Raw genomic sequence first — 25,447 nt, 5'->3', positions numbered from 1 at the left:
CGTTTTAACCAGATGTGTCAGCCATCAGGATTTGCAGCGCCTCGTCCAACCGCACGGCCGTGCGCGCCCGCCCCAACGCCAACATAGACTCAAACACCGGCGGCGACACCTGCTGCCCGGTAATCGCCAACCGCAGCTTGCCCAGGAACGGCCCGGCTTTGCCGGTGGTCGTCACACGTTCACCAATCTGGGTGATGGCGGCGCTGATGGTTTCCAGGTCGTAGACGGCCGTTTGCCGCACAAATTCCCGCACCTGTTCATATCCCTGCACGGCCGCTGCCAAGGGCAGTTGATTATGGGTCAAATCAGCCACCGTTAATACCAGTGGCTCATCGTCGGCAAAGAGGAAATGCAGCAAATCCACCGCCTCCGTCAGGCGCTTCAGGCGCACGCGCATCGCCGGAACCACCGCCAGCAGGGCTGCCACATTGACCTCATAACCGGCCGCCTCCAGAAATGGTTTGATGGCTTTCACCAGGTCCAATGGGTCCATTTGCTGAATGTGCTGGCCGTTGATCCAATCCAATTTGGCATAAGGCAGGCTGGTCGGCGCGGCGTTTACATCCTGCAAATCAAAGCGCGGCACAATGTCTTCCACCGTAAAAATTTCCTGGTCGTCGCCCGACGACCAACCCACGTTGATCAAAAAATTGTTGACCGCTTGTGGCAGGTAACCTTGCTCTTCAAATTCTTCCACGCGGACCAACACCTGCCACTGCCCATCCTGAAAGGATTGGCTGCGTTTGCTCAGTTTGCCCTTACCACTAGGGTTGAGGATGACGGGCATATGGGCGTAATACGGCCGTTCCCAACCAAACGCCTGCCACAACTGAAAATGCAGCGGTGCGGTACTCAACCACTCATCCCCGCGCGTGATATGGCTGATCTTCATAAAATGGTCATCAACCACATGCGCCAGATGATAGGTCGGCAGACCGCTGGATTTGAGCAGCACATAATCAGTCAGTTGGCTGTTTTCAAACGTCACCGGGCCGCGAATCATGTCTTCCACCACCGTCACGCCATCCAGCGGCATTTTGAAGCGGATGACATAAGGCTTGCCCTGCGCTACCAGTTCCGCTGCCTTGTCCGCCGGATAATCGCGGTAGCGCCGGTCATAGCCAGACATGTCCCCTTTGGCCTGAAGTACCACGCGCATCTCTTCCAGCTCTTCGGGGGTGGCAAAACATTTGTAGGCGTAACCATTATCCACCAGCCAATGCGCCCATTCCTGGTAAAGCGCGGCCCGCTCGGTTTGCACATAAGGGCCATAAGGGCCACCCACGTCTGGGCCTTCATCCCAGGTAATGCCCAACCAACGCATAGAAGCCATAATGTTTGCCGCCGCGCCGGCGACTTCTCTCTTTTCATCCGTGTCTTCAATGCGCAATACGAACTGCCCGCCAAAACGCCGGGCAAACAGCCAACCAAACAGAGCGGTGCGTGCGCCGCCGATGTGCAAATACCCCGTCGGACTAGGGGCAAAACGTAAACGAACGCTCATATGAAAACAATCACCTTTTGGAATTTTAAGAGGGGGGGAGTATACAGTGTTCAGTGTTCAGTGTACAGTGTACTGGTCACTGAATACTGAATACTGAACACTGGACACTATCCAAAATCCTGCTTACGATGGCGCATCAGGACAGACTGCACCATCCCAATGGCGATAAACAACGTGACCAAAGAGCTGCCGCCATAACTAACAAATGGCAGGGTCAGACCGGTGACGGGCAAAATGCGCACATTCATACCCACGCTTACCACTGTTTGGAAAAAGAGGATGGCCGCGATACCGGCCGTTAGATACTTTCCGGCCGGGTCAGGCGTTAGCTGCGAGACGCGCAGAATACGCAGCAAAATAAAGCCCATCACAAACAAAACAGGCAGCGCGCCAAACATTAAGCCCATTTCTTCCGTAAGCATAGAGAAAATAAAGTCGGTGTGCTGCACGCGCAAGAAACCAAGCTGACTCTGTGTACCCTGCATATAGCCCTTGCCAAACAGCCCACCCGTACCCACACTCACCTCTGCCTGGTCCACGTTAAAGACAGATTCAGGATCGGCCGCTTCTGGGTTCAAGAAAGTGGTGATACGATCTTGCTGATAAGCAGCCAGGTTGGGATAGATAACAACCGCCGCCGAGATGCCTAGAGCTGCCAAAATCAAAAAGTGGGACAGTGGCAAACCGGCCAACCAGATCATCACAAACCAGACAACCAGGAATAGAATGGACATCCCCAAGTCTGGTTGAAGGAAAATCAGGCTGATTGGCAAACCGACGTACAGCAGGGTAAGGATAGTATTAGAGAAACGATGCATGAGATGCTGGCGGCTCGCCAGAAATTGGGCAAAGGTAATGGCCAGGAAAATACGCCCAAACTCAGACGGCTGAATTTCGATGAAGCCCAGACTGATCCAGCGACGAGCGTCGTTGTTAATTTGTCCACCAACGATGACAAACAGCAGCGCAGCCACAAATGCGCCGTAAATGTACCAATGGGAAGACGTGAAGAAACGGTAATCTATAGCCGCTACAACGAGCATGACGACAAAACCGATCACCGCCCATTGAAGCTGCAACTGTGGATGTTGTTGCAGAGCCGGCGCGCCGGTGACGGCGCTGCGAATCATCAGAATGCCATAGGCGGTTATCAGCAGCACGGCCGCTGTCAGCCAGATGTCAAAATGACGCCAGGTTGCGCGATTAAAATTCATAATCACGCATTGTAATCTCTTTTAAAAGGTGGGGCGAGGGGACACGGCCGTTTCCCAGCATTTTTTCATATTCCTCGTCCGTGCGCCCAATGTCCGTGCGAAAAGTTTTACCTGGCCCACAGGCTGCTATACTTGGAAGCGGATTCTGTTGTACAAATAACCTCGAAGGATACCACACACATGTCACCTCGCATCCAATTAATCGCCCTCGATCTCGACGGCACACTGCTTTCTGATGATGGGACTGTTTCGCCGCGTAACACCTGGGCGGTGCGAACGGCCGTTGCCCAAAACGTCCAGGTCATCCTGGCAACCGGCAAAACCCGCAGTTCGGCCGTGGCGCTGCTGCCCCAACTAGGCATATCCAGTCCCGGCGTTTTCACCCAGGGCCTCGTCATCCACAACGCCGATGGCTCAGTGCGCCATGAAACATGGTTGGATCAGGAAACGTCCGTGCAAGCCATCACCTTTGCCCTACAACAACAGCTTGCCCACCACGCCTACTGCGGCAGCAACATCTTCACCGCCTACGACAACCCCTACAGCCACCGCCTGCACGAACAGTACCACGAACCCCTACCCCAGGTCATCGGCCCCTTTCTGGCGCAGATAGACGGGCTGCGCATCAACAAGTTCCTCGTCAGCGACGAACAAAACAACGACGTCACCCGCCGCCGCCTCACAGACCTGCTGGGCGACCGCGCCGTCGTCACCCAGGCGGTGTCTGGTTACATCGAGATTCTACCGCCCGGCGCGTCTAAAGGGCGCGGCGTGCAGCGGCTGCTGGCCGACCTGGGCATCCCGCCATCGGCCATGTTAGCCATTGGCGATGGCGAAAATGACCTGGAAATGCTGCAAATGGCCGGCGTCGGTGTGGCCATGGGCAACGCCAAGTCCACCGTCAAAGCTGTCGCCGATTATGTCACCGCCGACAACAACCACAGCGGCGTCGCCGAAGCCATTGAGCGGTTTGTGTTGAACGTCTGAACGAGTTTGGTGTGCGGTTGTAGGGCGATTTGGAAAATCGCCCCAAGAACGATTACCTGCCCATGACCTCCCATCCTACAGCTCCCTACTACCTGGCGTTTGATTTTGGCGGCACAAAACTATCGGCGGCGCGTCTGGCGGTGGGCGAGACGGCCTGGCAAGCGCGGCGGCGCGTCCTTTCGCCGCCTGGCGCAGACGCGGCCTACGATATTGCGACGATGATCCGGCTGGGGCGGGAATTGTCCAGTGGGCAACGGCCGTTCGCTATCGGCGTCAGTTTTGGTGGCCCGGTCAACCATCAGACCGGCACAGTCTACCTCTCCCACCACGTGCCCGGCTGGACCAACACCCCGCTGCAAGCCATCCTCGAAGAGACCTTCGCCGCGCCCACCCGCGTGGACAACGACGCCAACACCGCCGCCCTGGGCGAATATCATTTCGGCGCGGGGCGGGGTGTGGACAGCCTGCTGTACGTCACCGTCAGCACTGGCGTGGGCGGCGGCTGGATTCTCAACGGCCGTCCCTGGCGCGGTCATCAAGGGCTGGCCGGCGAAATCGGCCACACCGTCGCCGATCCGGCCGGGCCACAGTGTCTCTGTGGCAAACGGGGCTGCGTCGAACGGCTGGCTTCCGGCCCCTACATGGCCCAGGATTTGGCGGCTCGCGGCATTATCAGGCAGACTGAGCCTCTCACCGGGCAGCAGGTGGCCGAATTGGCCACGCAAGGCCAGCCCGATGCCCGCGCGATATTGCGGCGCGGGGCATGGGCGTTGGGTATAGGACTCGGACACGCCGCCAACTTGATCAACCCGCAGCGCTTCATCCTGGGCGGCGGCGTCACCAAGTCCGGCGACCTGTGGTGGGATGTGGTGCGGCAAACGGCCGTCGCCACCGCCCTGCCCGAATTCCACTTCGATATCGTTGCGGCCACCCTCGGCGACGACGCGCCGCTGTGGGGCGCCATCAGTCTGGCACATGATGGATGACCGACAGCTAATAATGTTCACTGTTCACTGTTCAGTGCGCGTTTTGCAGAGGTAACGCCGACGGGAAACGGGTCATGATAACTGATCACTGATTACTGAATACTGAATACTAATCACGGTAACGGCCGTAAGATATGCCGGCTGTGCCCTGTGGTCAATTCAGCAAACTGGTCTACAATCCCGACTGTGATACAAACACCGCAATACCCTTTGCGTCCGCTGCTCTGGCTGCTGGCGCTGCTAACCATCACCGCCTGTCGCCCGGCCATCGCCGCCAGCAACACGCCACCCGCCTCCTCCCCGATACCAACAGCCTACCCGCCTACCGCCACCCATCACTCGCCACCGGCCACTGCCTACCCGCCACCGGCCACCTTAACGCCGCCGGCCACCCCTACCACCGCGCCGACGGCCGTCGCCACCGCCACGCCCGTCCCCCCACCGCCCACCTTCGCTAATCCACCTGACGACAACCTGGGACAAACGGCCGTCGCCTTCAACGCCGAACTCATCCGCCCCGAACCGACCAATACCGGCCTCTGGCAGTACACCGCCGACAGCTTCATTCATCCATTGGCTCTGGTAGTAGGGATGGGGCAAGATGTGGCCTACCTGCTGGATGGCGGGCGCGTGTTGGCCCTGAACCTGGCGCAGCCTGCGCCGCCAGAAATTGTGCTGGCTCCCGGCGATGTGGTGGAGGGCGTTACCGTGCTGGAGCCGCTGGACCTGTTCGCCGCGCCCGATGGCCTGCTGGCGCTAGACCGCGCCGGCGATGTATACCGGCGCGATTGGGGCAGCCAAACCTGGGCGCTGGACCGCTACGACCGGCCGATCAGCGACAAATCCAGCCATTATTACGTGGCGCTGGATGGGGCGGCCAACGGCCGTTACCTCCTGGAAACCAGCTATGATTATGTCTTGCTGTATGCCAATGGCGCACAGCAGGCGCTCTGGGTGCTGCCCGAAGAACGGGGCGTAGACCTGGTCGCCAGCGGGGGCAGCGTCTACGTGCTGCTTCAGGCAATGGATACTGAGAGCGGCAGCCTGCGCCTGTACCGCGACACGGCCAGCGTCACCAGTTTTCGCCCACCCGCCATCATCCACCAACCGCGCCAGGTATTGGCCGATGAAACGGCCGTCTACGTGTTAGATGAAAACGGCCGTCGTCTGCTGGTGTTGGCCGCCGATTCCGGCCGGCTGCTGCAACTCTGGCAGATGCCAACGGCCGTCAGCGCCATTGGCCTCACCCCCCAGGGCGACCTGCTGCTGGCCGGCCGCGACCGACTTTACTTCGCCAACCAGCCGCAGCAGTTGGCGGCCATCGGCGGTGGAACACCCCTCAGCGGCGCGCAGCCCCACGACCCAGACTTCCTGGCCGGGATTGATGGTTTCGTTTCGCCCATCGGCCCCAATTTGGCCGCCCGCGACTTGCAAATGCCCGGCGCGCCGCGCCATTACCGCCTGGGCGTCCATCAGGGCGCAGACTTTTACTGGCGGCTCGATTCGCCCGTATATGCCGCCGCTGATGGCACCGTGATTCGGGCCACGCTGGATTACGCCCCGCCCTTCCCGGCCGATTTTTTCGCCTGGCAGACAGAATCGCAGCAGTTGGGCTATACCTCGGAAGCCGGGCTGGATTTTTACCGCGGGCGGCAGGTGTGGATTGAACATACCGGCGGCCTGGTGTCGCGTTATATTCATCTGAACAGCATCGCCTACGGCATTCAGGAGGGGCAGCCCATTGCCCAGGGACAACTTCTCGGCACAGTGGGTAATTCCGGCTCGCCCGCCTCGCTGGAAAGCGCCGAAGCTGACGCCCACCTGCATTTTGAACTTTGGCTGGGCGATCATTACGTCGGCCAATATCTGCGCCCGGTAGAGACGCGCTACTGGCTGGAGCGCATTTTGTTAGGCAAATGAGCGAGATGGGGAGACAAGGAGACAAGGAGATGGGGAGACGGGGAGACAGGGTGACAACGAATATGACGCCTAAAGAAGCTCGATGCAGCGCGCTGGGGCGCCAGATTGCCCGATTGGACGGCCGTCTGGCAGCGCTGCGCCTTGCCAGCGACCGGTTGGCCCGGTGGCGGTTAGCGGCGTTTCTCACGGCCGTCATTCTCTCCGTCCTCACCCTGTTCAATTGGGGGATTGGGGCCTGGGCGGTCGTGACGGCCGCTGCCCTCATCCCGTTTATCCTCCTGGTACGCGCCCACCGCATCATCGAGGCGGCCAGCGCCCGGCACACCATCTGGCGGCGGCTGAAGCAAACCCATGTGGCGCGCATGACCCTGGATTGGGCCACCATCCCCGCCCCACCCACACCGCCCCGCCTGGAGCATCCCTTTGCCCTGGACCTGGACCTGTTGGGCGAGCGGTCGCTGCTGCATTTGTTGGATACGGCCGTGTCGCAGGAAGGCAGCGCCCGCCTGCAAAACTGGCTGCTGGAAACCGACCCGCAGTTGGCGACCATCGCCGCCCGGCAGCCGCTGGTGGCCGAACTGGCGGCCATGCCCCGTTTCCGCGACCGGCTGAGTCTGGCAGCCACCCAGGCCACTGCCGACGAAAAATGGGCCGGTCAGCCTGTTTTGGATTGGCTGGCAAACGGCCGTGACACGGCCGCGCTGCGACCCGTTTTATGGCTCTTGGCCGCTCTGTCGCTGGTCAACATCACCTTGTTGGCGCTAAATCTGGCTGGCGTGCTGCCAGCGTTATGGCCCTTCTCCTGGCTGCTCTATGGCCTGATTTTTGCCACACGCTTTGGCGACGCCGCCCCGCTTTTTGCCGACGCCTATTTTTTGGAAACCAATTTGCGCCGCCTGGGTCTGGTGTTTGGCTTTTTGGAGACCTATCGCTATGGACGGCGGCAGCGGGTGACGGCGTTATGCGCCCCATTTTTAGACCCGGTGGAACGGCCGTCGCGCCATCTACGCGAAGTGACCAAAGTCTTGGCTCTGGCCGGGCTGCGCCAGAATCCCTTTCTCTGGTTGTGGCTGAACGCCTTCATGCCCTGGGATCTGTACGCGGCCTACCGGTTGGGGCAGTGCCGGGCGGCGCTGCAAAAGCGGCTGCCCAGTTGGTTAGACCGCTGGTTCGAGTTGGAAGCGGTCAACAGCCTGGCGACCTTTGCCTATCTGAACCCGGAGGCCGTTTATCCCCGGGTTGTGGCTGAGGGCGAGCCGCTGCTGCTGGCAACGGCCGTCGGCCATCCGCTGATTGGCGATGCAGAACGAGTTGGCAACGATTTTTGCATCAACCATCTGGGCGATGTGGGCATTATTACCGGCTCCAATATGGCCGGGAAAAGTTCGTTTTTGCGCGCTTTGGGCGTGAATCTGGCACTGGCCTACGCCGGTGGGCCGGTGGCCGCCCAATCCTTCCAGACGCGGCTGTTTCGCCTCTACACCTCCATCCGCGTCGCCGATTCGGTGACCGATGGGTTTTCTTATTTTTATGCCGAGGTGCGCCGTTTGCAGGGCTTGTTGGCGGCATTAGACGATGAGGACGAACGGCCGTTGTTCTTCTTGATTGACGAGATTTTCCGGGGGACCAACAACCGAGAGCGGCTCATCGGCAGCCGATCGTTTGTGCGGGCAGTTGTCGGGCGGCGCGGCGTGGGGCTGATTGCCACCCACGACCTGGAACTGGTAAAACTAGCCGAAGAGCGTACGGCCGTGCATAATTTCCATTTCCGCGACGACGTGCGCGATGGGCAGATGGTCTTCGATTACACCCTGCGCCCCGGCCCCTGCCCCACCACCAATGCCCTGAAAATCATGCGCCTGGCCGGCCTGCCCATTGACGGTTGACGATTGATCCTGAGCTTGCCGAAGGATTGACGATTGACGACTATGAAACAATACCAGATAGACCTACCCGCCTTCGCCGGGCCGCTGGATTTACTGCTGCACTTGATTGAGCGAGAGGAATTGGACATTACGGCCGTTTCCCTCAGGCAAATCACCGGTCAATATCTGGCCCAGGTGGAGCAGCTCAAGGAAGAACGGCTGGAGGAATTGATAGATTTCCTGGTGATTGGTGCGCGTCTGGCGCTGATCAAGAGCCGCGCCCTGCTGCCACAAACGCCGGCACAGTACCGCAGCGCCGAGGAAGAAGAAGACCCGGCCGAGGCGTTGGTGCGCCAACTGCGGCAGTACAAGCAATTTAAGCAGGCGGCCAATTGGCTGCACCAGCGAGAAGAGCAAAACTTGCGCGCTTATTTGCGCGTGGCCCCGCCGCCCAAATTGGAAGGGCGGCTGGATATGACCGGCATCACGCTAAACAGTCTGGTAACGGCCGTGCGTGATGTCCTCTCTCGTGTCGAAAACATGGAAGAAAGCGTGGCCATCATCCAGCCGCGCCAGATTACCATCGAAGGGCAGATGAAACGGCTGCGCTGGCGGCTGAAACAGCCCACCCCCTTCTTGTTCCAGGAAATGTTGTCGCCCGAAAGCTCGCGCGTCGAAATTTCGGTGACACTGTTGGCTGTGCTGGAACTCATCAAACAACGCGAAGCACAAGCCCGCCAACCAGAGCTGTTTGGCCCCATCGAAATCCGCGCTCAGTCGGAAGAAGTTCACCACAGCGATGTGGGGGACACAGAAATTTAAAAGAATCGGGCCCGGATTTTCACGGATGCGGCGGCGTTGTAAAGCGTAAACAGCTTACGGCTTACAACAGCCCGACATAACTGCCGCCGTCCACCTGAATCATCACCCCGGTGACATAGCTGGCGGCCGGGGAAACCAAAAACGCGGCCACGTTGCCAAATTCTTCCGGCCGGGCCATGCGCCCCATCGGAATAGAATGGGTGATTTTTGCCCGTTCGATTTCCACCGTCGTGCCGTTGGTGGCGGCGCGGTATTCAAAGATGTGGTTGACGCGATCCGTTGCTGTCCAGCCGGGCAAGATGGAGTTGACGCGGATGTTCTCCGGGGCCAATTCCAGGGCCAGACTTTTGGTCAGGCCGACCACACCGGGGCGCAACACGTTGGACAGCAGCAGCCCGGCAATCGGCTGCTTCACCGAGACGCTGGTGACGGTGAGGATGGCCGGAGCGGAACTGCGCCGCAGGTGGGGCAGCGCGGCCTTCACCAGATGTACCACACTCATCAGCGTCAGGTCTATGGCGCTGCGCCAGGCGGCCAGGTCGGTGGTGTCAAACGTGCCACCGGGCGGCCCACCAGCATTGGTGATGAGGATGTCCAGGCCGCCAAAGGCGGCGGCGGTTTGTTCTACCAAACCGGTTATCTGGTCAGCGTCGGTGACGTCACAGGGAATGGCAAGAACGGCCGTTTCCCCCTCTCCCGCCAACGCCTGCAATTCAGCCGCCGCCTCAGCCAATCGCTCCGCCGACCGGCCACATAGGGCCACCTTTGCCCCCTCCAGAACCAACTGCCGCGCCACCGCCAGACCTAAACCGGTAGACGACGCGACGACCAATGCTGCTTTCCCTTCCAATCCCAGGTTCATAATTCGTATAACTCCACCAACACGCCGCCCGTCCCTTTGGGATGGACAAAGGCGTACTTTTTGCCATCTCCGGCAACGTTCGCCGTTTCGTTAATCAGCGGGATGTCGGCCGCTTTCAGGCGTGCCAGAGTCGCTTCGATGTCATCCACTTCAAAACAAAGATGGTGCAGCCCTGCGCCGCGCTTTTCCAGGTAACGCGCCACGCCGCTTTCCGGGTCAGTGGGCTGCAACAGTTCAATCTCGCTGCCGCCTACGGGTAAAAAGGCCACGTCCACCCCTTCCCGGTCCACGTGTTCTACCCGCTCCAATGTCAGGCCAAAGGCTTCGACCCAAAATTTCATCGCCGCATCTAAATCCGGCACAACAACGGCAATATGGTCAACTTTTTTGATCATGGTTCTCCTGTGAAAATGGGAGCGCGGACGTCCCGTCCGCCCCGGCAGGCGAGACGCCTGCGCTCCCAGGGTTTTCATTCGTGCTGGGGGTAAACCACCAGCAATTCCAATGATGAACCTGCTCGTAGGGACGGGACAGGCGGGCCAACGTCTCGGCCATTCGCTAACATCTCTTGCCGCCTGTCTCGCCCCTACCAAAATTGGAATTGCCGGTAAAGCACTCGTGATATCTTCTGTAATTCACCACGGACGCCTTCCACGCCTCCGCAATCCGCAATCCGAAACATGTGGCGCCTGCCGCCTCGCATTACATTTCAAAATTGGGCTGGTATTCGCCCCAGACGCCGCGTAGGGTGTGGCAGATTTCGCCCAGGGTCAGGTCGTTTTCAACGCAGGTCACAAACAGGGGCATCAGATTTTCGTCGGTTTGGGCGGCCTGGGCGAGTTGGGCGCGCAGTTCTGCCACTTTGTCGTTGTCGCGCCGGGCGCGCAGAGCGGCCAGGCGTTGGCGCTGGGCGGCCTCCACGGCCGGGTCCAACTTCATCATCTCGATGTTCAAGGTTTCGTCCTTTTGCACAAAACGATTAACGCCGACGACAGTCTGGGTGTTGGCTTCTAGCTCTTGCTGAAAGCGGTAGGCGGCATCTTGAATCTCGCGTTGGATGTAGCCGTTTTCGATGGCCGCCAGGACGCCGCCCATGCCTTTGATGGCTTCGATATAGGCAAAGGCGCGTTTTTCCAACTCGTCGGTCAGGGATTCGACATAGTAGGAACCGGCCAGGGGGTCTATGGTGTCGGCGACGCCGCTTTCGTAGGCGATGATTTGTTGGGTGCGCAGGGCGATTTGCACCGATTCCTGCGTGGGCAGGGAGAGGGCTTCGTCACGGCCGTTGGTATGCAAGCTCTGGGTTCCGCCCAAAACGGCGGCCAACGCCTGCAAGGCCACCCGCACCACGTTGTTTTCCGGCTGTTGAGCGGTAAGGGTGCTGCCGGCCGTTTGTGTGTGGAAGCGCAGCCGCCAGCTTTTGTCGTCTTGGGCGTTGAATTGTTGGCGCATGATTTTGGCCCACATGCGCCGCGCCGCCCGGAATTTGGCGACCTCTTCCAGGAAGTTGTTGTGGGCGTTGAAGAAAAAGGAAATCTGGTCGGCGAAGCTGTCTACGTTGAGACCGGCGTCTATGGCCGCCTGGACGTAGGTCATGCCGTTGGCCAGGGTGAAGGCGATTTCTTGCACGGCCGTGCTGCCCGCCTCCCGAATGTGATAGCCCGACACCGAAATTGTGTTCCAATGGGGCACTTCGCGGCTGCAATACGCAAAAATATTAGTGATCAGACGCATCGAAGGCCGGGGCGGGAAGATATAGGTTCCGCGGGCGATATACTCCTTCAAAATGTCGTTCTGAATCGTGCCGCGCAGCTTGTCCGGCGCTACGCCCTGGCGCTTGCCGATGGCAATGACCATCGCCAACAGCACGGCCGCCGGCGCGTTAATGGTCATGCTGATGCTCACCTTGTCCAGTGGAATGCCATCCAGCAAAATCGCCATGTCGTCCAGGCTGGGAATGCTGACGCCTACTTTACCTACCTCGCCCAGGGCCATCGGATCATCTGAATCATAGCCAATCTGGGTTGGCAAATCGAAAGCCACAGACAGGCCGGTCTGTCCCTGGTTGAGCAAAAATTTGTAGCGCTCGTTGGATTCGGCGGCCGTGGCGAAACCGGCGTACTGGCGCATAGTCCAATAACGCCCCCGGTACATAGTAGATTGCACGCCACGAGTGAAGGGATACTCGCCCGGAAAGCCCAGTTTGGCCTCATAATCGGCGTCTACCTCTGCCGGACCATACAGGCGATCTACCGGAATAGCGGAACTGGTCGCAAACGACGGCCGTCGCTCGGGAAAGCGATCGATCACCGGTAGAACCAGTTTTTCTTCCCAACGTTTTTTACTTTCATCAAAAGTAGTCATAGGCATCACCATTATGTTTAATCTCAGGTTTGTCCGCGGGACAATTATTCCACAATGTAAATGGATTTACACACGATTTGTAAGCGGACAGCCAGCCACCGCCCACAGCGGCGGGTATACTTGCTTTATCAATTGAGGCGGCCGACTCGAACTGAAAGAGCCATTGCAGTCGAAAAGCGGCCCCGACGAAGTGCAAACTTGCGGTCAACGGGTTTAGTATATTCGCTCAATGCAAGATAGCAGCCATTAGGCCGCCCAATTTTTTAACTAACAAACCATCTTCTATAACATTTCCTCTTTTTTCTCCTCTTCTCCTCTTCCACAAAAAGCCTTGCAGTTGCAAGGCTTTTTGTGGTTTAAAGCAACAGAGGACATTGTTGCCAATGTCCTCTGTTTTTCATGAGGACCTGACAGATTCGGGGAAACTTGTCGGGTCTTAGGCGAATTCCGAGAAATAATGGAGTGAAAATTGGATGTATTTCGGAATTCGCTTGAGGCATTTTCGGATTGAAGGCTTATTTATTTTTCCGAAAATGCCTTACCTAAAGCATCTCGGCGACGATGTCGCGCTCTTCGCGCAGTTCTTCCAGGGTAGCCTGAATCTTGGCTTGGGCAAAATCGCTCCAGGGCAAATCCTGAACGATGGACCAGCCTCCTTGCCCGTCGCTCTGGACGGGGAAGGAGAAGATGAGGCCCTCATCTATGCCATAGCTGCCATCGGAGGGCACAGCGGCGGAGAACCAATGGCCTTCGGGCGTCTTCTGCTCGAAGCTGCGAACGTGGTCCAGCGAGGCGTTGGCTGCTGAAAGGGCGGAGGATTTGCCACGGGCGGCGATGATGGCCGCGCCCCGTTTTTGCACCACGCTGATAAATTCGCCGCGCAGCCATTCGTGGTGGGTGATGACTTCCATGGCCGGACGGCCGTTAATCTTCGCATTTTCCGCATCCGGGTATTGGGTGGCGCTGTGGTTGCCCCAGATGGTTACGTTGCTCACCTCGTTGACGGTGACGCCCGCTTTGGCCGCTAACTGGGCATATGCGCGGTTTTGGTCCAGCCGGGTCAGGGCGGCAAAGCGGCCCGCCGGTACATCTTTGGCGTTGTTCATGGCGATGAGGCAGTTGGTATTGGCCGGATTACCCACCACCAACACCCGCACATCGGCCGCCGCCCGTTGCAAGGCGCGCCCCTGGCCAACAAAAATATGGCCGTTTTCTGTCAACAAATCACCCCGTTCCATTCCCTGGCCTCTGGGTTTGGAGCCAACCAGCAGCGCCCAATTCACGCCATCGAAGGCCACGTTGGGGTCATCGGTGATGACGACGTTGTCTAACAGAGGAAAGGCGCAGTCGTCGAGTTCCATGACGACGCCGGCCAATCCGCCCAGAGCGGGCGTAATTTCCAACAGATGCAGGGCGACTTTAGTGTCTGGGCCAAAGACTTCGCCGGATACCAGGCGGGGTAAGAGTGAATAGCCAATCTGACCGGCTGCGCCGGTGACGGCAACTTTAACCAAACGTTTTGACATGTGATTTCTCCTATTGGTTGATGATAGGACTTACGTTCAGGGCAGGCGATAAAAGCCTGCATAACGTGGGTCCTCAATGGGTAATTGAACAGCCCTGGGTTATTTGTTCGTGGGCAATGGATGGCGTAATTATCGCCAAACCGGGCAAACTGGCAAACAGAAACGGCCGTTACAGCATATCTTCCGGCAGCCGCCAGTTTTTGATCCACGTGGCCGCATCGGGGAAGGTGCTGTTGGCCGCCGCCTGGCGCACCCGATCCACATCCACCGGCACGCGGCGCAGGTCAATGCCCAACACCCCCTGTTCGAAGCTGACGATGGCATATTCGGCCCAGGGCAAGTAACGGGGCGCGTGGACAAAGAGGGCCTGTTCAAAGGGCATGCCCACGCTGCCGGCGTTGACCAGCATAATGCCTTTATGCTGCCGCATCATTTGCATGTGGGTGTGTCCACCGGCCATCACGGTGGCCCGGTAATCACCCAACAGCTCATCTACGTTGGTGGGCGGTGTCATAGCCAGGATAATGTCCGTGTTTGATTTTGGGGAGCCGTGGAAACAAAGCAGTTTGTGGGATGCGTCCAGAGAGATTTCCAACAGAGGTTTAAAAGTGCGGATAAATTCAAAATCATCGACGCTGAGCTGCTCAATGCACCAGGTCACCGATTCGGCGAACCAGGGGACATCCATGTAATCGTATAAAATGGCTGGTTCCAGAACAAATTGATCGTGATTGCCGATGATGCAGGGGCAGTTTAACGCTTTTAACCGCTGTATAACACGACTCGGTTCCGGGCCTAAGGTAGCCACATCGCCCAGGCAAACGATTTGATCAACTTTTTCACGTTCGATGTCGGCCAGAACAGCCTCAAAGGAGACCAGATTGCCGTGAATATCGGAGAGTAAGGCGATTCGCATGTGGCTTCATACCTCATTGATTCTTGCGTATGGCTGAATTTTGTGATGCAACAAGCGATATGGGTCATCCTGGCTGCGGGCTGCGTTGGCGAACCACTTCGTAGAGCAGCAGCGCGGTGGCGACGGATAAATTGAGGCTGTCTACGACGCCGTGCATGGGAATGACAACCTGCTGCTCTGCCGCTTGCAGCCAGGCGCGGCTGAGGCCATGCGCTTCGCTGCCCAGGAGAATGGCAACGGGTCCGGTGAGGTCTACGGCCGTATACGGCCGTGTCCCCTCTGGCGTAGCGGCGATGACCGGGATGGCTTGTTCCCGCAGCCATTGTTGGGCACGGCCGTTGGTCGTGGCAACGGTTGGCACGGCAAACAGCGCCCCCAGGCTGGCCCGGATCACATTCGGGTTATGAATGTCCGTGCCCTCGCCATCATCACCACAGACGATCAGGCCATCTACCCCGGCCGCGTCGGCGGTGCGCAAAATTGCGCCAAGATTGCCCGGCTTTTCCACAGCCTCCACCACCACCAGGAATGGCGGCCGACCAACAGGCAGATCGGCCAAAGTCAGCGGCAGATACGGGACCACCAACACAATGCCGCCGCTCTCGCCGCGATAGGCGATCTTGGCAAATACGGCCGGCGTCACTTCAAAAAGCTCTATCTGCCCCCGATTCGCCAGGTCGGCCAATGCCGCCAGACACGCGGCTGCCTCAGCGTCCGCTAAGAGTTCAGGGCAGACATACGCCTCGTAAGGCGTCAGCCCAGCCGCCAATGCGCGCGAGACTTCACGAACCCCTTCAACGACAGTGCGCTGTTGCTCATCCCGTTGACGTCGGTTGTTCAGTTTGACGGTTTGCTTGATGCGCTGGTTTTGTAGACTACTGATAAGCAAAGGCATGGATGCGTGCTGCGTGTGTGCGTAGGACTCGTTTAGTTGTTATCGGCTGTGGGTGAAAGCATGATGAAGCCGGGTTCTTTCAGCCCCTTGGTTACTGCATCTTGATATTGGTGGTTGAAGAAATTGATGATTTGGACAAACACGGCGTCGTAAAATGGGGCTAAATCGCCGCGCCGCTCTTCGTGAATTTTAATCTCTTTGCCCTGAGCGCCTAGTTTTACAATAAAATGTGGGCCTACTTTTTTGATGAAAAAGCTCATCAAGAACGGCAGCGGATAAGAGCCTCCCGGTTCCTCAACTGTCAGTTCCAGAGCAAAGTGCCAGAATGATTCGTCGTCCATTTGCATGGCGCCGGCGAGGGCATAAAAGCGGTTATTGGGGGTCCAGTTCTTCGCCCAAGGGAATGTAGGTGATTTCCTGATTTTGCGGCCAATCGAAATACTCGATCATGCCATCCACTACATCACGGGCAAACGCCTGACATAAGTTTTCATAATCAAGGGAGAGTTTTCTGGATTTGCGGTATGTCAGACAGATTTCGTCGTATTTGCTCTTTTTCACCACAGGCATTGCTCCGATCTCCTGGAACAAAAAAATTGGCGACGGCCGTTTCATTGGGCTGCGTCAGGCATCACATTTCCCCGCCTGTTCCCATAAAAGGCTGCTCGTTTTCCCCATTGTAACAGCACGATCAATTATTCCGCAACGAAATGGGGTGGGTTTTTGTTCGTTTTCCGCAGCAAGTTTAACGTGGGCTGCTTACAATCAAAATGAACTAAGTAATCGTCTAAGAATAACTTCTTGTTTTTTAGATTGGACCAATCTTGGAGGTTGGACCAATCTGGACCATGTAATTTTTAGATGATTACTAAGGCAAAAAGCTGTTGGGGCTAGAGGCGGTTGAACAATGCTGTAAATGCAGCGGCCGTTACCCCGGCCACACCCAACGGCCGTTCCACCCCATCATGGCAGTCCGAGCCACCGGTCATCAGCAGGTCATAGCGCTGCGCCCACTGCGCCAGCAGCGCCCGATGCGCCGGAATATGGCCGGGGTACTGCACTTCCAGACCATCCAATCCCAAGACAGCCTCATCCAAAAATTCTGGCAGCAGCTTTTCCACAATGTCCAGCGGCGGCAGCACCTCGTTGTACAAACTTTCGCCGGGGAAAGAGCCGGCGGCCGGGTGGGCAAAAACGCGTACCAGCTGTGGATAGCGGCGCAGCAGCGGCGTCAACTGCGCCGGTTCAATGCCCGATGGCACATAAGCGCGGCTGTCGTTGCCAATCAGTTGATTGACCTGCTCATGGTCCAGGCCATGATTTGCTTGTAAGGCCAGGGCAAAATGGCGGCGGGTGATATTGGGCGCCAACGCCTCAATTTCGGCAGCCGTCAGGTCGCGGCGCAGCAGCGGCGTTTCGCCCTGTGGACCAAAGGCGGCGTTGATGGCCGCCACCCGCCCCCGGACCAACTCGCCGCCACGCCCCTGGCTGAAAATGGCGGCGGCCATCTGGCGAAAAGCGGGGTCGGGCAGCAGGGCGTAGGGGATGTAGAGCAGATAATGGAGCGTGCCGGTGAAATACGGCCGTCTAAATCGCAGCGACACCTCCACCCCCGGCACAACCCAAATGTCCAATGCGTCCCCGGCGTTCAGCGCCTCGTCCAGGCCGTCCAACGTGTCGTGGTCGGTAACGCCAACAGCCTGCAAGCCGAGGTTGGCGGCCTTTTGCACCAGTTCGGTGGGTGAATAGGCGCCGTCTGACGCAGTGGTATGGTTGTGCAAATCGGCGCTGAAATCTAAAGCCATCAGGATGCCAACCTTTTCATCAACCAATACCCCAGCGCCGCCAGAACTGCGCCGGACAACAAGATGCTGCCGGTCCACAACAGGGCAAAATCAAACCAGAACTGCTCCGGGAAGAGGCGGATGAGCGAATCGGTGTACAGGAAGGTCCAGGTTCCGGGGTCGAAGAAGACGTCGTGGAAAAGGGTGAAGAAAAAGTTCCAGGCAATGCCGATGAAGACCAGGACGACAAGAACGGCCGTGCCCGTAAAAACCCCTCCCTGGAACAACGCCCTCGCCCCCTGGCAGCGCGTTTCTGGCCGGGCAAACAAGAGTATCAGCCCACCCACCACCACCATCAGCAGGGCCCACAAAGCGGTCTTAAAAGCGTCGGCCACTATTTTTACATCCAGCATATGGCCGATTTCCGCCGGGTTGTAGAGCGGCTGGTCTGTGCCGGGGATGCGCAAATCCTCCAGCAAATAAATCACGTCTGGGGCCGGTTCTGGCCGCTGCAAATAATCCAGCGTCGCTTCAGCCAGTTCCAGCCGTTCGGCGGGGGAAAAACCATAGCGGTCGGGTTCGATACGGCCGTATTCCCAGGCCGGGTAGCTGGGGCTGTTCCAGGCAATCAGCAGCCGCACAGTCAGCACCGTCAATAAAAAAGGCGTGGCAATGACCACCAACCAACGAATGATGTTAGTAAGAAAGTTGTTCATACTCTTTTGTCTTGCAGTTTTGTATAGTTCCTGACCAAGTCTCCCCATCTCTCCTCACTCCCCCAGGCCAGGCAGGCCGGCCGGCCCTTCTTGCAGCAGATAACGCAGCACCAGAGTATCTACGATGGTTTCCACCGGCGCGCGTTCGTCGGTGAAGAGAACGTCTGAGGCGGTGATGGGGGCGGGATGGGCGACGGCCGTTTCCAGCGCCGCCCGCAGCAAGGGGTCTACAGCCGCATCCAGACCAGCCAGATTCGCCGCCAAATTTTCTGGCGACGTGGGCTGCATGGTCGCCACCAGGATGGTATTCAGCGCGCCGGGCACGTCTATGGCGTGGACGGTGGGGAAGACGGCCAACAGCGTAGCCGACATGGCATCTACCAGAGAGCGGTCTTGCGGCGCGCGGCCGACGTTGACCGCCACCACGCCCGTCGCGCTGAGATGCGCCCGCACCTCCTGGAAAAATTCGCGGGTGGTAAGATGCCAGGGGATGTAGGGCACTTTGTAGGCGTCTATGGTGATCAGATCGTAGGTGGTGGGAAGTTGGTTGAGTTGGTAACGGCCGTCACCCACAATCACGTTCAGGTTTGGCTCGGTCATGGCAAAATAATCGCGCCCGGCCTGCACAATGACCGGGTCAATCTCGATGCCATCCAGCGGAACAGCGCCAAAAACGCGCGTCATCTGCTTGGGGATGGTCCCCGCCGCCAGCCCAATAATCGCCGCGTTGTCTACCGTTACCGGCCCGGCGTTGAAATATGGCGCGGCCAGCATGATGCTCCACACCGAAACATTGGGCACGTAGCCATCGTCGCAGTAGAAAGAGTGATACGCCTGTCCTTCGTTCAGCAGCAGGTAATTGCAGTCGCCCTGGCGCACCACCTGGACGTAATTATAGGCCGATTCAGTCTCGAAAAGCTGGCCTTCGTAAGCCTTAATGCCGCCGGATGTCCAGAGCAGCACCACCGGCAGCAGCAGCAGCCCGGCGGCCACGCCCATCATGCCTTTTTGCCGACTGGTCTGCCACAAGCCGATCAATCCAACCATGAAGAGGAGTGAACCGAAGAGAACGGCCGTCACCCGCGACCCGACCAACGGAATGGTCACCAGCACCGGCAGGTAGGTTCCCAACAAACTGCCCCAGGTGGAGATGGCGTAAATGCGGCCGCTGACGCGCCCCGCCTGACCCACGTCTTGCACCGCCAACCGGATGGCAAAGGGGGAAATGCAGCCCAGCAGCGTGATGGGCACAGCCAGAGCCAGAATCACGCCGACCAACGAGCTGACCAACGCGCTGACGTTGATGGCCGCCATGGCTGCGGCGGCCGTTTTGAGGATGACGCTGGTGAGCAGCAAGAAGAAGACGCCAGCCAACCCGGCGGCGCTGACCAGGGCGTAAAAGGTGGTGAGGTACGGCCGTTTATCCGCCCACCACCCTCCGATGAAGTAACCCAACGTCAGAAACAGCAGCACCAATCCAATGACGTTGGCCCACACCAGGTTAGACGTGCCATACACGGTCTGCAACATGCGACTGGTGGTGAATTCCAGCGCCAGGGTAGACATACCGGCGACAAAAACCGTCAGATACAGGTATTTTGGATTGCGGATGGCGGGTTGCGGATGGGTAATTGCAAACCTCTCGTTTTAGAACAGGCGCTTAACGGCCGTCCTCAATCCGCCGCCACCGGTTCCTGCCGGATGATGGGCTGCTGTGTGGCGCATTGGGTACATTCAGCCGTCTCGTTGTTCACCTGAACCAGAAGACCGCCACAGACACGGCACGGTTGTTTTAACGGCCGTTTCCAACTCGTCCACTCACACGCCGGATAACTGGCGCAGCCAAAAAACACTTTGCCCTTGCGTGTCCGTTTCTCAATCAGGTCGCCGCCGCAGCGCGGGCAGGGAATGTCCAGCTTAGTCAGGATTTGCTCGGTAAAGCGGCAGCTTGGGAAATTGCTGCACCCCACAAACCGACCAAAGCGCCCTTCGCGGTACACCAACGGTCGGCCGCAGGTAGGGCAATCTCGCCCTACCAGGTCCAGCTCTTTTTTCAGTTCAATTTTGGGGATAGCAGCATCTGCTTTCGCCAGGTTGTCTTCAAAACGGCCGTAAAAACCGGCAATCACCGGAACCCACGGCTTACCCTCGGCAATTTCGTCCAGCTCATCTTCCAGCCGCGCCGTAAAATCCACCGACAGGATATTGGGGAAATATTCCACCAAAATATCGGTGACGATCTGCCCCGTCTCGGTAGGCTGCAACCGCTTGTCCACAATCTCCACATACCCCCGCGCCTGCACGGTGGAAATGATAGAGGCATAGGTGCTGGGTCGGCCGATCCCATTTTCCTCCAACTCGCGCACCAGGGTCGCCTCGGTGAAGCGGGGCGGCGCCTGGGTAAAATGCTGTTCTGGCCGCAGCCGCAGCAAATCCAACAGTTCGCCGGTCTGCAAATCGGCCGGGACACGCGCCTCGCCGTTTTCGCTGGGGCGGTCTTGCGGCTCGGTTTCTTCGTAGAGGGCCAGAAAGCCAGGGAAACGCAGCGATGAACCGGTGGCGCGGAAGAGATACGGCCGTTGCTCCGCCGCCAGCTTCGCCTCACCCGCCCACACGTCAGCCGAAACAGTGTCATAAACGGCCGGCGACATCTGGCTGGCGACAAAACGGTCCCACACCAACTGATACAGCCGGTATTGGTCCCGCGAGAGGGAAGGTTTCACCGCTTTGGGGGCGCGCATCACCGACGTGGGGCGCACCGCTTCATGCGCTTCTTGCGCCATTTTGGAGCGCGTTTTATAGATGGGCGGGCTGTCCGGGGCATAATCGCGTCCATAATGCTGCAAAATGTACGCCTGTGCTTCTTTCTGCGCTTCCGTCGAGACAGTCACGCTGTCGGTACGCATGTAGGTGATCAGGCCCACCGCGCCGTCAGCGTCGCCCAGGTCTACGCCTTCGTACAACTGCTGCGCCACGCGCATGGTTTTGGTGGTTCCAAAGCCCAGCTTGCGCGACGCTTCCTGCTGCATGGTGCTGGTAGTAAAGGGGGCCGCCGGACGGCGCGTGCGCGTGCCCAGCCGCACATCGCCCACCTGCCAATGGGCTGTTTCCAGGGCATTCAGATGGGGCAGCACATCCGCTTCGCTGTTGAGGACCGGGTCATCCCCTTTGTATTTGAAGAGTTTAGCCAGAAAAAACGGCCGTTCCCCACCCTTGCCAACCTTTTGCTGGCTCAATTCCGCCGCCAACGTCCAATACTCCACCGGCGTAAACTGCTCAATCTCTCGCTCGCGCTCCACCACCAACCGCACCGCCACCGACTGCACCCGGCCGGCCGACAGCCGACCGCGCACCTTACGCCACAGCAGCGGGCTGAGCTTGTAACCCACCAGCCGGTCCAAAATACGGCGCGCCTGCTGCGCATTCACCCGGTCCATGTCAATTTCGCGCGAGTTTCCAAACGCCGCCTGCACCGCCGGTTTGGTAATCTCCTGAAACACAACGCGCCGCGTACGTTTGGGGTCCATACCCGCCGATTCTAAAACGTGCCAGGCAATGGCTTCCCCTTCGCGGTCCGGGTCAGTCGCCAGGTAAATCTCTTTGGCTTTGGCGGCCGCTTCGGTCAACTCTTTCACCACTTTGCGCTTGTCGTTGGTCACACGATACTCCGGCGCAAAATCGTTATCCACGTCCACGCTCAGCCGCGACTTGAGCAAATCGCGCACGTGGCCCACACTGGATTTCACCGTGTAGCCGCGCCCCAGGTAACGACCAATGGTTTTGGCTTTGGCCGGGGACTCCACGATCACCAATTTACCAGACAATGTCCCCGGCTTCTCGGCCACTTTGTCCGTCTTTTTGGACGGCTTGGCCGCCGGAGCTGCTGGCGCTTTAGCCGATTGGGTGGTCTTTGTTTTAGCAGCTTTGCCCGATTTTTTAGCTTTGGCCTTCCGGCCCGATTTTTTCTTGGGCGTGGATGTTACTTCGGGCTTAGGCAGCACGTCATGGGTCGGCGTATGACCACGCCGATAAATCGTAGCGCCGCATATCGGGCAGGTTCCACGAGTGGCCGGTGAACCATTCGCCGCCCATTCTGGTTTCGGATTGTCAATAATCCGTTTATCTTTACATTTGAGGCAGTAGCCTTCTAATCTCTGTTCTTCACTCATACAATTAGCTGTACTTTTCCAGTTCTGTGCCGTCCAGTCCGTCAACCAACGCTTTGACTAGTGGAATCTGGTCTTTGTGGACGACGAGCAAGGCGTCGTCCATGTTAACAACGACAAGACCCTCCACGCCTATCACCGCCACGAGTTTGCCAGCCTGCTGATTGTAGACCAGACAGTCACTGGCCTGTTTGGTCAGGACCAGTCCCTCGGTGACGTTGGCCGTTGGATCGGGATTCAGCGCTTCCTTTAGCGCATACAGCGTGCCTGGATCGCTCCAGCCCATGCTGCCATGCAGCACGGCTGCTTCTTCGGGCGCAATATATTGTAAAATCGCATCGTCGAAACTGAGCGACTCAATCTGCGGATACACGTGACGCAGCACAGCCAGGTAATCGGCATGGCCGATGCGCTGACCAATTTCCGTAAGTTGCTGCCATATTTTTGGCTGCTGCTGCTGGTACTGCTGTTGGACAAAACCAATGGTTGTCACGAAGTAGCCAGTATTCCACACATGGGTTTTTTCCGCAAACATTTGCTGGCAGTGGTCCAGCGGCGGGCGGTAGCTGAGAGAGGCAAACCGGTAATACGGCCGTTCCCCCACCTCGCCCAATCTCTCCCCCAGGCCAATCCAGCCCAGGTTTTCGTTGGCAAAACGCGGCGTCTCGCCGACAAACAAAATGGCCGCTTTGCGCTGCCGCAGCAATGTTTCTGCCGCTGCCAGGACACTGCGAAAGGTGTCCACCTGGCTCATGTAATTGTCGCCCCACAAAATCGCCACCGGTTCGTCAGGGGAATCCGTCTGGTGGGCCAGGTGCGTCAGGGCCAGACCGACGGCCGCGGCCAGGTCGCGCCGCGCCGGTTCGCCGATGATGTTTTGCGGCGGCAGTTGGGGAAGCTGCTGGCGCACCAAATCCACATACCGTTCATTGGTGGAAATGAAAATGTTGGCCGCGCCATACACATCCAACACACGCTCGACGCCGAGCTGCAGCGTGGAACGGCTGCCCAGGATAGGCTCGAACTGTTTGGGTGATTTTTGGCGGCTGAGCGGCCACAAGCGGCGGCCAGAGCCGCCGGCAAAAATGATGATTTTCATGGCAAATCACTTTTTTCCTTATCGGGTGTTACCTCGTAGATAGGGTCTGGTTCCCGCCCCAGGACATAATTCATGCCGCCAACCTGGCGGACCATGCCCTTCAGCTCCATCAGCGTCAGGGTGCTGCTGATGACGCTGCTGGCAAGGCCGGTAGCCCGGCTGAGGTCATCTATGTGGACCGGTTGGGCGGTGAGGTGGGTGTAGAGGGCGACTTCTTCGGCCGTTTCGGGCAGGGCAAGCTGCACGGCCGTATGCTCCACCACCATCTGCAAATTCAGCTCTTCCAACACGTCTTCTACGCAGGTGACCAACTTGGCCCCCTGCTGGATGAGCCGGTTGGGGCCGCGGCTGACCGGGCTGTTGACGTTGCCGGGCACGGCAAATACCTCGCGGTCTTGTTCGATGGCAAACTTGGTAGTGATCAGCGCGCCGCTCTGCTCGCCGGCCTCCACCACCACCACACCCAACGACAGGCCGCTGATGACGCGGTTGCGCGGTGGAAAGTTTTTGGCTTCGGGCTGCACACCCAGGCCATATTCGCTGAGGACAGCTCCACTGCCGGCGGCAATTTGCTGCGCCAGGGCGCGATTTTCGGTGGGGTAAATATGGTCCAGACCAGAACCTAAGACGGCCAGGGTACGGCCGTTCATTTCCAGCGCTGTTTTGTGGGCCACAGCGTCAATCCCCCGCGCCAATCCGCTGACAATGGTGACGCCATTTTTTACCAGTCCGGTTACAAGATCACGGGTGACCTGACGGCCGTAAGCCGTTAATCGCCGCGTACCCACCACCGCCACCGCGAATCGATCTACTTCCTTGATCTCGCCCCACAGGTAAAGCACCGGCGGGGGCATCGGAATTTCACGCAGATAGGTAGGGTAGGCTGGGTCATCCCAGGTTAAGAGCTGGATGCCGTTTTTTTCTACCTGCTGCCAGGCAGCGTCCAGGTCCAGCAAAGAGCGGGTTTCCAGCAAGCTGTTGATGGCCCGTTGGTCAAAGCCGAGTTTTTTGAGTTGGGCTTCGGTGGCTAACCAGGCGGCTTCCAGACTGTCGAAGGCGTCCAGGAGCGCCTGCATCTTGGCCGAGCCAATGCCCTTGACCAGGTTGAAGCCAAGCCAATATTTTTTGTCAGACATGCGGCTAACATACCATGCAGAATAGGCTCGCGCAATTGAAATTAAGAAAAACCGACGCTCAGCACGAGGCGCGGGAAAACAGGGTCGGGAGTGCAAGAAGGAGTGTTCAGTGTTCGGTGTTCAGTGGTTGGCGAGAAGCGGCGGTCCGTACTGATTACTGAACACTGGTTATTGGAAACTGGTCTTAGCCAAGCAAACCCGGCAGCAGATGGGCGGTGATACGGCCGTTGTCAAAATCAATGTCCACAATCACGTCTTCGATGTCTGGCAGCAAAATTTCCTGCTTCTCTTTGGTGACGACAAACACATTGTTAGCGCCGGTTTCTAACACCTGGGTTAACTCACCCAGGTGTTCGCCCTCGTCGCTAAAAACGGCCAGACCAATCAGTTGGTAGAGGAAATATTCCCCCTCTTCCAGCGGAATCGCCTCAGATTCGGGCACTTGCAGCCACATGCCACGCAGCGAATCGGCCGCGTCACGGTCATCATACCCGGCCAGCTTTAGCAGGACGAGGTTTTGATGCAGCCGCGCTGCTTCCACCGCCACCGGCCGTGGGTTATTTTGCCCCAGGTAGACCGTTTCCAGCCAGGTGAAGCGCTCCGGCAAATCGGTATGCGGCAAGACGCGAACTTCGCCGCGCACCCCATGCGGCTTCATCACTTCGCCGATGACCAAAAAACGAGG

The 25,447-nt window shown here is 58.3% G+C and carries 22 protein-coding genes; 5 read left to right on the top strand and 17 right to left on the bottom strand.

The annotated features are described in order from the left end of the window. Positions 1-4 precede the first annotated feature (4 nt). Positions 5-1,504: a glutamate--tRNA ligase gene (locus IPM39_07325; protein ID MBK8985881.1), complete on the bottom strand. Its 1,500-nt coding sequence runs from the start codon at positions 1,502-1,504 to the stop codon at positions 5-7. 107 nt (positions 1,505-1,611) lie between these two features. Beyond that, positions 1,612-2,718 carry a rod shape-determining protein RodA gene (locus IPM39_07320; GenBank protein MBK8985880.1) on the bottom strand — a complete coding sequence of 369 codons (1,107 nt, stop codon included), beginning with the start codon at positions 2,716-2,718 and terminating at the stop codon, positions 1,612-1,614. Positions 2,719-2,898: 180 nt separating this feature from the next. Here IPM39_07320 and IPM39_07315 point away from each other — a divergent pair, with 180 nt between their 5' ends. The 5 genes from IPM39_07315 (at position 2,899) to IPM39_07295 (ending at position 9,298) form a co-directional block, all read left to right on the top strand. Next, positions 2,899-3,705, top strand: a complete 807-nt coding sequence (locus tag IPM39_07315) for an HAD family hydrolase (GenBank protein MBK8985879.1) — start codon at positions 2,899-2,901, stop codon at positions 3,703-3,705. Positions 3,706-3,767: 62 nt separating this feature from the next. Continuing rightward, the gene (locus IPM39_07310; GenBank protein ID MBK8985878.1) at positions 3,768-4,691 is read left to right on the top strand and encodes an ROK family protein; all 924 of its coding nucleotides are present in this window, start codon (positions 3,768-3,770) and stop codon (positions 4,689-4,691) included. Between the two features lie 186 nt (positions 4,692-4,877). Then, positions 4,878-6,611, top strand: a complete 1,734-nt coding sequence (locus IPM39_07305; GenBank protein ID MBK8985877.1) for a M23 family metallopeptidase — start codon at positions 4,878-4,880, stop codon at positions 6,609-6,611. Positions 6,612-6,673: 62 nt separating this feature from the next. Then, positions 6,674-8,497: a hypothetical protein gene (locus IPM39_07300; protein ID MBK8985876.1), complete on the top strand. Its 1,824-nt coding sequence runs from the start codon at positions 6,674-6,676 to the stop codon at positions 8,495-8,497. A 33-nt stretch (positions 8,498-8,530) separates the two neighbouring features. Next, the gene (locus IPM39_07295) at positions 8,531-9,298 is read left to right on the top strand and encodes a segregation/condensation protein A (protein ID MBK8985875.1); all 768 of its coding nucleotides are present in this window, start codon (positions 8,531-8,533) and stop codon (positions 9,296-9,298) included. Between the two features lie 61 nt (positions 9,299-9,359). On the opposite strand, the gene IPM39_07290 is transcribed toward IPM39_07295, so the two are convergent. From IPM39_07290 to rimM, 15 genes are all read right to left on the bottom strand, one after another. After that, positions 9,360-10,160 (bottom strand): SDR family oxidoreductase, encoded by an 801-nt coding sequence (locus IPM39_07290; GenBank protein MBK8985874.1) that lies wholly within the window; start codon positions 10,158-10,160, stop codon positions 9,360-9,362. After that, a complete protein-coding gene (gene mce / locus IPM39_07285; protein ID MBK8985873.1) occupies positions 10,157-10,555 on the bottom strand; it encodes a methylmalonyl-CoA epimerase in 399 nt (132 codons plus the stop codon). The genes IPM39_07290 and mce overlap by 4 nt, the downstream gene beginning before the upstream one ends. A 307-nt stretch (positions 10,556-10,862) precedes the next feature. Continuing rightward, positions 10,863-12,524 (bottom strand): methylmalonyl-CoA mutase family protein, encoded by a 1,662-nt coding sequence (locus tag IPM39_07280; GenBank protein ID MBK8985872.1) that lies wholly within the window; start codon positions 12,522-12,524, stop codon positions 10,863-10,865. Between the two features lie 542 nt (positions 12,525-13,066). Further along, positions 13,067-14,050 (bottom strand): malate dehydrogenase, encoded by a 984-nt coding sequence (locus IPM39_07275; protein ID MBK8985871.1) that lies wholly within the window; start codon positions 14,048-14,050, stop codon positions 13,067-13,069. Between the two features lie 169 nt (positions 14,051-14,219). Further along, positions 14,220-14,966, bottom strand: coding sequence for a metallophosphoesterase family protein (locus tag IPM39_07270; GenBank protein ID MBK8985870.1), 747 nt, complete (start codon positions 14,964-14,966; stop codon positions 14,220-14,222). Positions 14,967-15,030: 64 nt separating this feature from the next. Beyond that, complete coding sequence (locus IPM39_07265; GenBank protein MBK8985869.1) at positions 15,031-15,861, bottom strand: RNA methyltransferase; 831 nt, start codon at positions 15,859-15,861, stop codon at positions 15,031-15,033. Between the two features lie 32 nt (positions 15,862-15,893). Next, positions 15,894-16,208: a hypothetical protein gene (locus tag IPM39_07260; GenBank protein MBK8985868.1), complete on the bottom strand. Its 315-nt coding sequence runs from the start codon at positions 16,206-16,208 to the stop codon at positions 15,894-15,896. Positions 16,209-16,233: 25 nt separating this feature from the next. Then, positions 16,234-16,431 (bottom strand): hypothetical protein, encoded by a 198-nt coding sequence (locus IPM39_07255; GenBank protein ID MBK8985867.1) that lies wholly within the window; start codon positions 16,429-16,431, stop codon positions 16,234-16,236. Between the two features lie 320 nt (positions 16,432-16,751). Then, complete coding sequence (locus IPM39_07250) at positions 16,752-17,666, bottom strand: PHP domain-containing protein (protein ID MBK8985866.1); 915 nt, start codon at positions 17,664-17,666, stop codon at positions 16,752-16,754. Continuing rightward, the gene (locus IPM39_07245) at positions 17,666-18,361 is read right to left on the bottom strand and encodes a TIGR01906 family membrane protein (protein MBK8985865.1); all 696 of its coding nucleotides are present in this window, start codon (positions 18,359-18,361) and stop codon (positions 17,666-17,668) included. Before IPM39_07245 ends, IPM39_07250 begins: the two co-directional genes overlap by 1 nt. A 54-nt stretch (positions 18,362-18,415) precedes the next feature. After that, a complete protein-coding gene (locus IPM39_07240; GenBank protein MBK8985864.1) occupies positions 18,416-19,927 on the bottom strand; it encodes a fused MFS/spermidine synthase in 1,512 nt (503 codons plus the stop codon). A 107-nt stretch (positions 19,928-20,034) separates the two neighbouring features. Then, positions 20,035-22,185, bottom strand: a complete 2,151-nt coding sequence (topA, locus tag IPM39_07235) for a type I DNA topoisomerase (GenBank protein MBK8985863.1) — start codon at positions 22,183-22,185, stop codon at positions 20,035-20,037. Between the two features lie 349 nt (positions 22,186-22,534). After that, positions 22,535-23,626, bottom strand: coding sequence for a mannose-1-phosphate guanylyltransferase (locus tag IPM39_07230; protein MBK8985862.1), 1,092 nt, complete (start codon positions 23,624-23,626; stop codon positions 22,535-22,537). Next, complete coding sequence (gene dprA / locus IPM39_07225; protein MBK8985861.1) at positions 23,623-24,762, bottom strand: DNA-protecting protein DprA; 1,140 nt, start codon at positions 24,760-24,762, stop codon at positions 23,623-23,625. Before dprA ends, IPM39_07230 begins: the two co-directional genes overlap by 4 nt. 184 nt (positions 24,763-24,946) lie before the next feature. Then, complete coding sequence (gene rimM / locus IPM39_07220; protein ID MBK8985860.1) at positions 24,947-25,420, bottom strand: 16S rRNA processing protein RimM; 474 nt, start codon at positions 25,418-25,420, stop codon at positions 24,947-24,949. Positions 25,421-25,447 lie beyond the last annotated feature (27 nt).

The organism is Candidatus Leptovillus gracilis, assembly GCA_016716065.1.
Classification (GTDB): domain Bacteria; phylum Chloroflexota; class Anaerolineae; order Promineifilales; family Promineifilaceae; genus Leptovillus; species Leptovillus gracilis.
The sequence above is the reverse complement of the archived record's forward strand: the minus strand, read 5'-3'. Positions and strand labels throughout refer to the sequence as shown.